This window comes from Variovorax sp. CCNWLW225 (genome assembly GCF_037204045.1).
Taxonomy (GTDB): domain Bacteria; phylum Pseudomonadota; class Gammaproteobacteria; order Burkholderiales; family Burkholderiaceae_C; genus Variovorax.
This window is the reverse complement of record NZ_JBBCBV010000004.1, coordinates 111193-124892: the sequence shown is the minus strand read 5'-3', so window position 1 is coordinate 124892 and position 13700 is coordinate 111193. Positions and strand designations below refer to the sequence as shown.

Genomic DNA, 13700 nt, shown 5'->3' with positions numbered 1-13700 from the left:
GCGTGACTGAATCCATTTCTTCTTCCATCTCCGAGTCTTCCACGCCCGCCCTCCGGCGCGTTGCAATTGCAGGAGCCTCGGGCCGCATGGGCCGCATGCTGGTCGAGGCGGTGCGCGAGGCGCAGGATTGCCGCCTTGCCGGCGCTCTCGACATGGCGGGCAGCGACGCCATCGGCGCCGACGCGGCCGCTTTCCTCGGCTTCACGAGCGGCGTGCCGATCGTCTCCGACCTGCGCACCGGCCTGCAGGATGCGCAGGTGCTCATCGACTTCACGCGCCCCGAAGGCACGCTCGCGCACCTGGCCATCTGCCGTGAGCTTGGCGTGCAGGCCGTGATCGGCACCACCGGCTTCAGCGATGCGCAAAAGGCCGAAATCGCCGAGATCTCGAAGGACATCGCGATCATGGTCTCGCCCAACATGAGCGTGGGCGTCAACGTCACCTTCAAGCTGCTCGAAATGGCGGCCAAGGCCATGTCGACCGGCTACGACATCGAGATCATCGAGGCGCACCACCGCCACAAGGTCGATGCGCCCTCGGGCACCGCGCTCAAGATGGGCGAAGTCATTGCCGATGCGCTGGGCCGCGACCTGAAGGAATGCGCCGTCTACGCACGCGAAGGCATCACCGGCGAGCGCGACCCCTCCACCATCGGCTTCTCGGCCATCCGCGGCGGCGACATCGTGGGTGACCACACCGTGCTGTTCGCCGGCACCGGCGAGCGCATCGAAATCACCCACAAGTCCGCCAGCCGCGTGACCTACGCACAGGGCGCGCTGCGCGCCGTGCGCTTCCTGGCCGGCCAGAAGTCGGGCCTCTTCGACATGTTCGACGTGCTCGGCCTGCGCTGAAATGACGGCCCCCCGGCTTACCACTTCGTGTGTTTCGCCACCCCCCGTGGGTGAGGCGCGGCTCGCCTTGGGGCGGCCCGGCGGCGGCCGCAACCGATGAGCGTGCTCGAACTGCTGACCCAGGGCGACGGCGTCAGCCGCTCGGTGGCCGCGCTGCTGCTCGCGATGTCGATCTCGAGCTGGGTCGTCATTCTCTGGAAAGCCTGGTTGCTGCGCGGCGGCACGCGCGACGTGCTGCGCAGCATTGCGGCGTTCTGGCAATCGGCCACGCTGGCCGATGCGGAACAGCGGCTCAAGGCCTTCGACCGCGCCACGCTGGTGCTGCCGGCGGTGAGCGCCATCAAGAATGCCGCCGCCGAAGTGAACAGCGCAACCCTCGGTGCCACCGGCGACCGCAATCAGCGCCTCACGCGGGCCCTGCGCGAAGCACTGCACGGTGCGCTGCGCCGCCTCCAGTCCGGCCAGATCCTGCTGGCCACGGTGGGCGCCACCGCCCCGTTCGTCGGCCTGCTCGGCACGGTGTGGGGCATCTACGGCGCGCTCTCGGGCATTGCGGGCCAATCGGGCGGCTTCACCATCGACAAGGTGGCGGGCCCGGTGGGCGAGGCGCTGGTGATGACGGCTTTCGGCTTGGCCGTGGCCATTCCGGCCGTGCTGGCCTACAACGTGTTCGGCCGCGTCATCGGCCGCGTCGAGGCCGAGCTCGAGGGCTTTGCGCACGACCTGCTCGGCAGCTTCGGAAGCGCGCCGGCACCTGCCGCGCCGCCGCCCGCAAGGCCGATGCCGGTTTCGGCCTGATCGAACGGGGCTCGGCACACATGGCCTTCGGTCGCACCTCGCTCGGCAGCAGTGCTGCTGGCGGCGGGCGCGCGACAGGCGCCGGCGGACAACGGCCGCTGTCCGACATCAACGTCACGCCGCTGGTCGACGTGATGCTGGTGCTGCTGGTGATCTTCATCATCACCGCGCCGCTGATGGCAAGCTCGATCAAGCTCGACCTGCCGCAGACCGATGCCGGCCAGCCCAACGACACGCCCAAGTTCGTGAGCGTGTCGGTCGATTCATCGGGCAAGGTCTTCTTCAACGACCAGGCGGTCACCGATGAAGAGCTGGCTTCCCGGCTGCAGAAAGCCGCCGCCGACAGCAAGGACACCGAGGTGCAGCTGCGCGCCGACCAGACCGTGCCCTACGGCAAGGTCGTGGCGCTCATGGGCATTGCGAACAAGGCGGGCCTCAGCCGCATCGGGTTTGTGACCGAGGCCGAGGCGGCGTCGGCAAAACCACGCTGAGTGGCTTTGCTCCTTCCCCCTTTGGGGGGAAGGTTGGGATGGGGGCACAGCGGCTTCCGATTCACGGCAGTGGTTCATTGAGCGCCGTCGTGCCCCCACCCCGGCCCTCCCCCAGCGGGGGAGGGAGAAATACCGAAGGCTCGACTTAGCCCAGCACCACCGGCTTGGTGCGCCAGATCTCATGCGCGTACTCCGCGATCGTGCGGTCCGATGAAAACGCCCCCATGCCCGCCACGTTCAGGATGGCCATGCGCGTCCATGCGTCCGAGTCGCGGTACAGCGCATCGACTTCGGCCTGCTTTGCGACGTAGCTCGCGTAGTCGGCCAGCAGCAGATAGTGGTCACCCCAGTTCACCAGCGCATCGAAGATGCCCTGGTAGCGCGCCGTCTCTCCGTGCGAGAACGCGCCGTCGCGAATGGCATCGAGCACGCGCTTGAGCTCGGGGTTGGCTTCGTAGATGTCGCGCGGCTGGTAGCCGTGCGCGCGGATGTCGGCCACTTCGGGCGTGGTGTTGCCGAAGATGAAGATGTTCTCCGCGCCCACGTTGTCGCGCATCTCCACGTTGGCGCCGTCCAGCGTGCCGATGGTGAGCGCCCCGTTGAGCGCGAACTTCATGTTGCCCGTGCCCGAGGCCTCGGTGCCCGCCGTGGAAATTTGCTCCGACAAATCGGCCGCGGGCATGATCACCTCGGCCAGGCTCACGCTGTAGTTGGGCAGGAACACCACCTTCAACAGTTTGCCCACCCGGGCGTCGTTGTTGATGGTGCTCGCCACGTCGTTGATCAGCCGGATCACGAGCTTGGCCATCTGGTAGGCCGATGCCGCCTTGCCCGCGAACACCACCACGCGCGGCACGATGTCGACGGTTCCGCCCGCGGTCTGCGCATCGAGGATGCGGTGGTAGCGCGTGATCACGTGCAGCACGTTGAGCAGCTGCCGCTTGTATTCGTGGATGCGCTTCACCTGCACGTCGAACATCGCGTCGGTGTCGAGCACCAGGCCCATGTGCTGTTCCACCCAGTTGGCCAGGCGCAGCTTGTTCTCGCGCTTGGCATGCCGAAATGCGCGCGCGAAGGGCGGCTGCACCGCCATCGGCCGCAGCGCCTCGAGCTGCGAAAGATCGCGCCGCCAGCCCTTGCCCAGGCGCTGGTCGAGCAGGCTCGCGAGCGGCGGGTTGGCCTGCGCGAGCCAGCGCCGCGGCGTCACGCCGTTGGTCTTGTTGTTGAAGCGCTCCGGAAAGATCTTCGCGAAGTCCGCAAAGATCGACTGCTTCATGAGTTCCGAATGCAGCCCCGACACGCCGTTGATCGAATGGCTTGCGAGCACGGCCACGTACGCCATGCGCACGCGGCGCTCGCCCGCTTCGTCGACCAGCGACAGCCGGCGCAGCAGCTCGACATCGTTGCCGGCCTTCTGCGTCACGGCCGCGAGAAACTTCGCATTCATGTCGTAGATGATCTGCAGGTGGCGCGGCAGGATGCGGCCCAGCATCTCGACCGGCCAGGTCTCGAGCGCCTCGTGCATGAGCGTGTGGTTGGTGTAGCTGAACACCTTCTGCGTGTGGGCCCAGGCCACGTCCCACGCCAGGCCGTGCTCGTCGAGCAACAGGCGCATGAGCTCGGGCACCGCGAGCACCGGATGCGTGTCGTTCAGGTGAATGCTCACCTTGTCGGCCAGCTGGTCGAAGGTCTTGTGGTTGCGCAGGTAGCGCCGCAGCAGGTCTTGCACGCTCGCGCTGCAGAAAAAATACTCCTGGTGCAGCCGCAGCTCGCGGCCCGACGGCGTGGAGTCGTCGGGGTAGAGCACGCGCGAAACGTTCTCGGAGTGGTTCTTGCTCTCCACCGCCGCCATGTAGTTGCCGCGGTTGAAGGCCGAGAGGTCGATCTCCTCGGTGGCGCGCGCCGACCACAGCCGCAGCGTGTTGGTGGCCTGCGTGCCGTAGCCCGGAATGATGGTGTCGTAGGCCACGGCCAGCACGTCGTGCGTGTCGACCCAGTCGGCCGCGCCGTAGGGAGCATTGGTGCCTTCGCGCCTTTGCACGTGGCCTCCGAAGCGCACGCGGTAGTTCACCTCGGGCCGCTGAAACTCCCACGGGTTGCCGCGCGTGAGCCAGTAGTCGGGCGTTTCCACCTGCTGGCCGTCGACGATGCGCTGGCGGAACATGCCGTATTCATAGCGGATGCCGTAGCCCATGCCCGGCACGCCGAGCGTGGCCATCGAGTCGAGAAAGCAGGCCGCGAGCCGGCCGAGGCCGCCGTTGCCCAGCGCCGCGTCGGGCTCGCGCTCGGACAGCGCCGCCATGTCGACGCCGAAGTCGGCGAGCGCATCGCGCACCGTGTCGTACAGGTCGACCGCCAGCAGCGCATTGGTGAAGGTGCGCCCGATCAGGAACTCCATCGAGAGGTAGTAAACGCGCTTCAGGTCTTGCGCATAGTTGGCGCGCGTGGTCGCCATCCAGCGCTCGACCAGTTGGTCGCGCACCGCCATCGAGGTGGCAATCAGCCAGTCGTCCTGGCTAGCCGCCACGGGGTCTTTGCCGACGGCGTAGATGAGCTTGTTGGCAACTGCGCGCTTGAAGGCGGCCACGTCGCGGTCGGGATGGTCATAGGCGAAGTCTTTGATGGTCATGGGCTTCGGTAAATGGTTGTGGGTTGTGCGCCGTGGCGCAATCAGGCGGCCGCGGGCTCGAGCGCCTGCCGGTACACCTCGATGTATTGGGCGGCTGCGCTGGCCCAGTCTGCCGGGCGCCGCATGGCGTTGCCGCGCACCCGCCGCCAGTCCGGCGCGCGCTGGTAAAGAGCGAAGGCGCGCCGCAGCGCGCGGTTGTAGTCGGCGGCGTCGAAGCGGTCGAACACGAAGCCGGTGGCGTCGCCGCTGGCCAGGTCTTCGAGCGTGCAATCGACCACTGTATCGGCCAGGCCGCCGACGCGGCGCACCAGCGGCAGGCTACCGTATTTCAGGCCGTACATCTGCGTGAGGCCGCAGGGCTCGAAAAGCGAAGGCACCAGCGTCACGTCGCCGCCGCCGAAGAGCTGGTGCGCCAGCGATTCGTTGTAGCCGATGGTGACGCTGACCGACTGCGGCGCCGCTGCCGCGCGCTGGCGAAAGGCTTCTTCGAGCCAGGCTTCGCCGCTGCCCAGCAGCGCAAGCTGGCCACCTTCGGCCAGCAGGGCGTCGAGTCCGCCGAGCACCAGGTGCAGGCCTTTCTGTTCGGTGAGCCGGCTCACGAGGATGAAGAGCGGCACATCGGCGCGCACGGCCAGCCCCAGCTGATGCTGCAGCACTGCCTTGCAGCGCGCCTTGCCCGCCATGTGGCGGCCTTCGGGCGTGTGATAGCCCTGCACCAGCGCCGTGTCGATGGCCGGGTTCCAGACCTTGTCGTCCACCGCGTTGAGGATGCCGGTGAGCACATTGCCGCGCAGGCGCAGCAGGCCGTCGAGCCCGAAGCCCTGCTCGGGCGTCTGGATCTCGCGCGCGTAGGTCGGGCTCACGGTGGTCAGGCGGTCCGCAAAGTAGAGGCCGCCTTTCATGAACGACACCTGGCCGTGGTATTCGAGCCCGTTCATGTGGAATGCCGGCCCAGGCAGGCCAAGATCGGCAAAGTTCCATGGCGCCGAAATGCCCTGGTAGGCCAGGTTGTGCACGGTGAACACGCTGCCCACGCGGGGCGCACCGGTTTGCCGCGCAAAGTGCAGGTAGGCCGGCGCCAGGCCCGCATGCCAGTCGTGCGCATGCACGACCTCGGGCTGCCACGTGGGGTCGAGCCCCTGTGCCAGCTGCGCCGCCGCCCAGCCCAGCAATGCGAATCGGCGATGGTTGTCGCCGTAGGGCTGGCGCGTGGCGTCTTCGTAGGGGTTGCCGGGCCGGTCGTACAGCGCCGGCGCATCGATCACGTAGGCGGGAATCGGCGGGTTGCCGTCGATGGCAATGCGCCCCGCGAGCAGGGCGAAGCGTTCGCCCCACGGCGCGGCAAGCTCCCCCACCAGAGCCAGGTCGCGCACGCCGGCCACAATGGCCGGAAAGCCGGGCAGCAGCACCCGCGCGTCCTGCCCCGCGGCCATGAGGGCGATCGGCAACGCGCCCGCCACGTCGGCAAGGCCGCCGGTCTTGAGCAGGGGAAAGAGTTCGGCGCTGACCTGGAGTATTCGCATCGTGGAGCGGTGCGGCCTCAGGCAGCCAGTCGCTTGAGCATTTCGCGCGTGACCAGCACCACGCCAGTTTCGGTGCGCTCGAAGCGGGCGGCATCGGCGGCGGCATCCTCGCCGATCACCATGTCGTCGGGAATCACGCAGCCGCGGTCGATCACAACCTTGCTGAGCCGGGCGCCGCGGCCCACCTCGACATCGGGCAGCAGCACCGCCTCGTTGATTTCGCAGAACGAATGGATGCGCACGCCCGAGAACAGCACCGAGCTGCTGACCTTGGAGCCCGAGACGATGCAGCCGCCCGAGACGATGGTGTTGACGGTCATGCCGTGCTTGCCGTCCCGGTCGAGCACGAACTTGGCCGGCGGCAACTGCCGCTGGTAGGTCCAGATGGGCCAGTCTGTGTCATAGATGTCGAGCTCGGGGGTGATCGAGGCCAGATCGAGGTTGGCTGCCCAGAATGCATCAATCGTGCCCACGTCGCGCCAGTAGGCCTTGGCGTCGGGCCCGCGCGAGGCGCGGGTGACGCACGACATGCCGAACGGATGCGCCAGCGCACGGCCCTGCGCCACGGCGCGCGGGATGATGTCCTTGCCGAAATCGTGGCTCGAATCGGGGTTGGCGGCGTCTTCCTCGAGCAGCTGGTAGAGGTATTCGGAGTCGAACACGTAGATGCCCATGCTGGCCAGCGCTACATCGGGATGGCCCGGCATGGCGGGTGGATCGGCCGGCTTTTCGAGAAAGGCGGTGATCTGCCGGCCGTCGTCGATGGCCATCACGCCGAAAGCCGTGGCTTCCATGCGCGGCACCTCGATGCAGCCGACCGTGCAGCCCAGGCCGCGCTCGGCATGGTCCTTGACCATGATCGAGTAGTCCATCTTGTAGATGTGGTCGCCGGCCAGCACCACCACGTAGTCGTGCTTGGTCGAGCGGGTCTGGATGATGTCCAGGTTCTGGAACACCGCATCGGCCGTGCCTCGGTACCAGTGCTCGTCTCCCGTGCGCTGCTGCGCGGGCAGCACGTCGACCATTTCGTTGAGCTCCGCGCGCAGGAAGCTCCAGCCGCGCTGCAGGTGGCGCATGAGCGAGTGCGACTTGTACTGCGTGACCACCGCCATGCGCCGGATGCCGGAGTTGAGGCAATTCGACAGCGCGAAGTCGATGATGCGGAACTTGCCGCCGAAGTAGACCGCCGGCTTGGCCCGCCGGTCGGTCAGCTGCTTCAGGCGCGAGCCGCGCCCGCCGGCCAATACCAGCGCGATGGTGCGGCGAACCAGTTGATGCGCCTGCAGGGGCGCTTGCGGCGTGCTGTTGTTGTCCATTTGGGTCTCCGTTCGTTGTCGGGTCGTCTCGTCGTCGTCAGGGTTTCCGCAATCAGCCTAGCACCGTGCCGCACGGCTGGCTCCTACGTTCTTGCAATCCACAAGCTCGAATGAGGCACTTGCACCGTGCCCGCACGGGTCCGGTCTGGGTTGCTACCGGCGTCCGCCTCGGGGTCGGTCGCGAGCCGGCAGCGCCACGCACCGGGAGGCAGTGCGAATGAAACGGCTTGCGCCCCCGCATTCACCAGTACCAGCCAGGCCGTTCCATCCGTCGCCTCGGCTTCGAAAAGGATTGCAAGCGCCGTGCCGTGGTTCCAATCGGCTTCCTGCATGGGCGATCCGTCGGGCCGCAGCCAGCGGATGCCCGGTGTTCCCGGTGCCTGCCGCGCCGGCCACCACCGCGTGCTGCGCAGCGCGGGCGCTTCGCGGCGCAGGGCGATGAGCCGCGCAACGAAGGCGCTCAGTCGAGCGGCGTCGCTTGCGGGTTCGTGCGTGCCGATCCACGCGAGCCATGTGGTTTCGTTGTCCTGGCAATAGGCGTTGTTGTTGCCTTGCTGGGTGTGACCGAGCTCGTCGCCGGCCAGCAGCATGGGCGTGCCTTGCGAGAGCAGCAGCGTGGCGAGCAGCGCCCGCTGCAGCCGGCCGCGTTCGGCCAGCACCGCGGGGTCGTCGCTCGGTCCTTCGACCCCGAAGTTGTTGCCCAGGTTGTGGGCATGGCCGTCGCGGTTGTTTTCGCCGTTCGCGAGGTTGTGCCGCTCTTCGTAGCTCAGCAGGTCGCGCAGCGTGAAGCCGTCGTGCGCCGTGATGAAGTTGACGCTGGCGGTCGGTGCGCGGCCGTGGTGGGCGAACTGCGCGCTCGAGGCGGTGAAGCGATGCGCAAAATCGCCGAGGCCCGCTGCGCCCCCGCGCCCTTGCCGCAGCCAGAAGCCGCGCTGCGTGTCGCGATAGCGGTCGTTCCACTCGAGCCAGCCCGGCGGAAATTCGCCCAAGCGGTAGCCGCCCGCGCCGATGTCCCAGGGCTCCGCGATCAGCAGCGTGCGCGAGAGCACCGGGTCTTGCGCAACGGCCGCGAAGAAGGGCGCGCGCGGGTCGAAGTTGCCATCGGCACCGCGCCCCAGCACCGGTGCCAGGTCGAAGCGGAAGCCGTCCACCCCGAGTTCGCGAACCCAATGGCGCAGGCTGTCCATCACCAGCTGCAGCACGCGCGGCTCGGCCAGGTTGAGGCAGTTGCCGCAGCCGGTCCAGTTCGCATACAGCGCGCGGTCGTCCGAACGCAGGTGGTAGTACAGCGCGTTGTCGATGCCGCGCAGCGAGAGCGTGGGGCCGAACTCGTCGGTCTCGGCGCTGTGGTTGTAGACCACGTCGATCACCAGCTCCATGCCGCGCGCATGCACCGCGTCGGCCATGGCGCGGAACTCGCTGGCCGGCGTGGTGCCGGGGCGGCCGCTCCAGTAGCGCACCTCGGGCGCAAACCAGCCGATGGTGTTGTAGCCCCAGTAGTTGCTCAGGCCCATGGCGAGCAGCCGCTGCTCGTCGGCGCGGTGCTGCACGGGCATCAGGCTCAGCGTGGTCACGCCGAGGGACTGCAGGTGGTCGAGCACCGCGGGTTCGGCCAAACCGGCGTAGGTGCCGCGCAATGCGGCGGGCACGGCGGGGTGCAGCCGGGTCTGTCCCCGCACATGCAGTTCGTAGAGCACACGCTCGCCGGCCGGAATGCGGGCATGGCCCGGGGCTGCCGCCGTGCCGCCGGCCGCCGCCACGCGGGCCTTGAGCGCCACGGCCGCGTTGTCGCGCGTGCTCCGCTGGTCCGGGCTCGCGGGATCCTGTCCCAGGAACAGGTCGCTGCCGTCGTATGCGCCGACGATCTCGCGCGCATACGGGTCGAGCAGCACCTTGGCGGCGTTGAACCGCTGCCCCTCGTGCGGCGCCCAGGGGCCGTGCACGCGAAAGCCGTAGACCAGCCCGGCGCGGCCGCTCGGCAGCAGGCCGTGCCAGACGCCGTCGGTGAAGGCTGGCAGCCGGATGCGCTGCTGTTCGTTGCGGCCCGTCGCGTCGAACAGGCAAAGCTCGACAGTCTCGGCGTTCGGAGCCACGAGCGCAAAGTTCACGCCGTTCGGCGAAAGCGTTGCACCAAGGGGAAAAGGGGAGCCCGTATTCAGCATCGTTTCAAGCCAATACCCACATCACCGTGGCCAAGGGCGGCACGCTGATTTCGATTGCATGGTCCTTGCCGTGCCAGCGGGTCGATGAACTCTCGACCAGGCCATTGCCCACGCCGCTGCCGCCGTACACCGCGGCATCGGTGTTGATGGCCTCGCGGTATGCGCCCGCCGCGGGCACCCCCAGCCGATAGCCGTGACGCGGCAGCGGCGTGAAGTTGCACACCGCCACCACGAACGAGCCGTCCCGCGCCCGGCGCACGAAGGCGAACACCGACTGGTCGGCATCGTCGTGCACGATCCACTCGAAGCCGGGTCTTTCGGTGTCGAGCTCGTACAGGGCAGGGAAGTGCCGGTACACGTTGTTGAGATCGCGCACCAGACGGCGCACCCCCTGGTGCATCGGGTGCTCCAGCAGGTGCCAGTCCAGGCTGCGGTCGGCGTTCCATTCGGCCACCTGCGCGAATTCGCTCCCCATGAAGAGCAGCTTCTTTCCCGGATAAGCCCACAGGTAGCCGTAGAGATTGCGCAGCCCCGCGAACTTCTGCCATTCGTCGCCGGGCATGCGCCCGAACATCGAGCCCTTGCCGTGCACCGCCTCGTCGTGCGACAGCGGCAGCACGAAGTTCTCGCTGTGCGCATACATCAACCCGAAGGTGATCTGCTGGTGATGGTGCTTGCGGTGGACGGGGTCGGTGCCCGCATAGGCGAGCGTGTCGTTCATCCAGCCCATGTTCCATTTGTAGTGAAAGCCCAGGCCGCCGTCCTCGGGCGGCCGCGTCACGCCCGGAAAACTCGTCGACTCCTCGGCCAGCGTGATGGCGCCCGGCCGCTCCACGCCCACCACGTGGTTCATGCGCCTAAGGAAGCCGATGGCCTCGAGGTTCTCGCGTCCGCCATAGGCGTTGGGCACCCACTCGCCGGGCTTGCGGCTGTAGTCGCGGTAGAGCATGGAGGCGACAGCATCGACGCGCAGGCCATCCACGCCGTAGCGTTCGAGCCAGTACAGCGCATTGCCGACCAGGTAGTTGCGCACCTCCGTGCGCGCGTAGTTGAAGATGAGCGTCTTCCAGTCGTTGTGAAAGCCTTCGCGCGGGTCGGCATATTCATAGAGCGCGGTGCCGTCGAAGCGGCCGAGGCCGTGTGCATCGGTGGGAAAGTGCGCGGGCACCCAATCGAGGATCACGCCCAGCCCCGCCGCATGCGCGGTTTCGACAAAGTGGCGAAAGTCGCCCGGCGTGCCGAAGCGCGAGGTGGGCGCATACAGGCCGATGGGCTGGTAGCCCCACGAGCCGTCGAACGGATGCTCGCTCACCGGCAGCAGCTCGATGTGCGTGAAGCCCATGTCGCGCGCATACGGCACCAGCGTGTCTGCCAGCTCGCGGTAGTCGAGCCATTCGTGCCCGTTCTTGCGGCGCCACGAACCCAGGTGCACTTCGTAGATGCTGATCGGCACATGGCGGCTGTTGGCCGCCGCCCGATCGGGCGGCATGGCCACCGGCGCGGGCAGCGGCGCCACCACGCAGGCGGTTTCAGGCCGCAGGCGCGAAGAAAAAGCAAACGGGTCGGCCTTGCGCAGCACCTCGCCTTCGGACGAAAGAATCTCGAACTCGTAGCTGTCGCCGGTGGCCACGTGCGGCGCAAAGATTTCCCACACGCCGCACTCGCGGCGCAGCCGCATCATGTGGCGCCGGCCGTCCCAGTTGTTGAAGTCGCCCACCACCGACACGCGTCGCGCGTTCGGCGCCCACACCGCAAACGCCACGCCCTTCACGCCATTCATCTCGCGCAGGTGCGCGCCCAGCCGCTCCCACGGCCGCAGGTGCGTGCCCTCGGCCAGCAGCCACACGTCCGTTTCGCCGAGCACGAACGGAAAGCGGTAAGGGTCTTCAAGCCGCGAGGTGTGCGTGCCCCAGTCGATCTGGAACGAATAGCCCAGCAGCGCCTCCGCCGCCGGCACCAGGCCCGAAAAGATGTCGGTGCCGTCTTGCCGGGCGAGCATGGCCAACGGCCAGCCCGTGCGCGTGTGCATCACCGCCACGCTGTGCGCGCCGGGCAAGAGCGCACGCACCTGCAGGCCGTCACGTGTCTCGTGCGGCCCGAGCACCGCGAACGGGTCGCCGTGTTCGGCGCGCATCAGTGCGCGCGCTTCGCGTTCGGGCAGCAGCATCGGTGGCATGTTCTTCACATTTGCTCTTCGCTGGCGGGGCGGCCGAAAAAGACACCATAGGGTGGCAGCGTCAGCATGCTGCTGTCGCCGCTTGCCTGCACGCGGGCCCCGGCCTGCGGCGAATGCGGATGCCCCGGCAATGGCACGAGCGCCTCGCGCAGCGCGACCGAGACGGACTCGTCTCCCAGGTTGAAGAGCGCCTGCAGCGATTGGCTGCCCTCGCGCCGCTCGAACCACAGCACCGGCTCGGGCGCATCGAAGAAAGCGGTGCTGCCGGTGCGCAATAGCGGCTGCGTGCGGCGCCAGTGCAGCAGCGCGCGGCTGAAGACGAGCATCGAATCGGGGTCGGTCGATTGGCGATCGACCGCCAGCGGCAGGTGGCGGCCATGGACCGGCAGCCAGGGCCCGCCGGTGGTGAACCCGGCGTGAAGTTCGTCGGCCTTCCAGGGCATGGGCGTGCGGCAGCCGTCGCGGCCCTTGAACTCGGGCCAGAACGCGCGGCCGTAGGGGTCTTGCAGCAATTCGAACGGCACCTCGGCCTCGGGCAGGCCGAGTTCCTCGCCCTGGTAGATGCTGGCGCTGCCGCGCAGGGTGAGCAGCAGCGTGAGCCAGAGCCGGTCGCGCCGGGTGTCTTCGGGTTTGCCGTTGCTCCAGCGCGTGGCCACGCGGGGCACATCGTGGTTGGAGACGGCCCAGCAGCCCCAACCACCCGTGGGTGCGAGTGCCTGGTCGAGCGTTTCGACCTGGTGGCGCAGGTGGTGTGCGCTGTGGTCGGCGGTCAGCAGGCTGAAGCTGTAGGCCAGGTGCAGGCGCCGGCCCAGTTCGGTGTACTGCGCCATCACGGGCGGCGCGTTCTCGTCGCCCACCTCGCCGAGCGCGACGGCGCCGTAGCCATCGAGCAGCTTGCGCAGGTTCTCGAGAAAGAGCAGGTTCTCCATCTGGCTCTTGTCGTAGAGGTGCTGCTGCATGGCATAGGGGTTGTCGGCGCGCACGGTGCTCACCTCGTCCAGCGCGGCCGTGCTGGCCGGCGGGTTGTCGCGCAGCTGCGCATCGTGGAACTGGTGGTTGCAGGCATCGAAGCGGAAGCCGTCCACGCCGCGCTCGCACCAGAAGCGCACCTCGCCGAGCAAGGCCTCCTGCACCTCGGCGCAATGAAAGTTGAGATCCGGCTGCTCCTTCAGAAAGCTGTGCAGGTAGTACTGCCGGCGGCGCGAGTCCCACTGCCAGGCCGAGCCGCCGAACACCGAGAGCCAGTTGGTCGGCGGCGTGCCGTCGGGCCGTGGGTCGGCCCACACGTACCAGTCGGCCTTGGGGTTGTCGCGGCTCGAGCGGCTTTCGGCAAACCAGGCGTGCTGGTCGGACGTATGCGAAAGCACCTGGTCGATGATGATCTTCAGGCCCAGCGAATGCGCGCGGGCCAGCATCTCGTCGAAATCGGACAGGGTGCCGAAGATCGGGTCGACGTCGCGGTAGTCGGACACGTCGTAGCCGAAGTCCTTCATCGGCGAGCGGAAGAAGGGCGACACCCAGATCGCATCGACCCCCAAGCCGGCCACGTGCTCGAGCCTGGAGGTGATGCCAGGCAGGTCGCCAATGCCATCGCCGTTGCTGTCCATGAAGCTGCGCGGATAGATCTGGTAGATCACCGCGCCGCGCCACCATTCGCTGTTGCTGCTTTGATTGCTGCGCATGCTGCCCCTGTGGTCTGAAAATCATTGTGGCATGCGAGATCCGGGCCCGGTCCATGCATGGGTCTCTCCGGT

General features: G+C 67.8%; 9 protein-coding genes. 3 read left to right on the top strand and 6 right to left on the bottom strand.

Annotated elements, in window-relative coordinates; all coding sequences use genetic code 11:
• Positions 1-2: 2 nt before the first annotated feature.
• The 3 genes from dapB (at position 3) to V9L20_RS10190 (ending at position 2140) form a co-directional block, all read left to right on the top strand.
• A complete protein-coding gene (dapB, locus tag V9L20_RS10200; protein WP_337296500.1) occupies positions 3-851 on the top strand; it encodes a 4-hydroxy-tetrahydrodipicolinate reductase in 849 nt (282 codons plus the stop codon).
• 96 nt (positions 852-947) lie between these two features.
• Positions 948-1649: a MotA/TolQ/ExbB proton channel family protein gene (locus tag V9L20_RS10195; protein WP_258503644.1), complete on the top strand. Its 702-nt coding sequence runs from the start codon at positions 948-950 to the stop codon at positions 1647-1649.
• A gap of 20 nt (positions 1650-1669) precedes the next feature.
• On the top strand, positions 1670-2140 hold the full coding sequence (locus tag V9L20_RS10190; RefSeq protein WP_337296499.1) for an ExbD/TolR family protein: 471 nt from the start codon (positions 1670-1672) through the stop codon (positions 2138-2140).
• 145 nt (positions 2141-2285) lie between these two features.
• Here V9L20_RS10190 and V9L20_RS10185 read toward each other — a convergent pair whose 3' ends face one another.
• The 6 genes from V9L20_RS10185 to V9L20_RS10160 all read right to left on the bottom strand — a co-directional run bounded on the left by V9L20_RS10185 (position 2286) and on the right by V9L20_RS10160 (position 13628).
• The gene (locus V9L20_RS10185) at positions 2286-4769 is read right to left on the bottom strand and encodes a glycogen/starch/alpha-glucan phosphorylase (RefSeq protein WP_337296498.1); all 2484 of its coding nucleotides are present in this window, start codon (positions 4767-4769) and stop codon (positions 2286-2288) included.
• A 41-nt stretch (positions 4770-4810) separates the two neighbouring features.
• A complete protein-coding gene (glgA, locus tag V9L20_RS10180) occupies positions 4811-6292 on the bottom strand; it encodes a glycogen synthase GlgA (RefSeq protein ID WP_337296497.1) in 1482 nt (493 codons plus the stop codon).
• A gap of 17 nt (positions 6293-6309) precedes the next feature.
• Positions 6310-7608, bottom strand: coding sequence for a glucose-1-phosphate adenylyltransferase (glgC, locus tag V9L20_RS10175; protein ID WP_337296496.1), 1299 nt, complete (start codon positions 7606-7608; stop codon positions 6310-6312).
• 83 nt (positions 7609-7691) lie between these two features.
• Positions 7692-9770, bottom strand: coding sequence for a glycogen debranching protein GlgX (glgX, locus tag V9L20_RS10170; RefSeq protein ID WP_258503651.1), 2079 nt, complete (start codon positions 9768-9770; stop codon positions 7692-7694).
• 4 nt (positions 9771-9774) lie between these two features.
• Positions 9775-11946 (bottom strand): 1,4-alpha-glucan branching protein GlgB, encoded by a 2172-nt coding sequence (gene glgB, locus V9L20_RS10165; RefSeq protein WP_337296673.1) that lies wholly within the window; start codon positions 11944-11946, stop codon positions 9775-9777.
• Positions 11947-11951: 5 nt separating this feature from the next.
• A complete protein-coding gene (locus V9L20_RS10160) occupies positions 11952-13628 on the bottom strand; it encodes an alpha-amylase family glycosyl hydrolase (protein WP_337296495.1) in 1677 nt (558 codons plus the stop codon).
• Between the last annotated feature and the right edge of the window lie 72 nt (positions 13629-13700).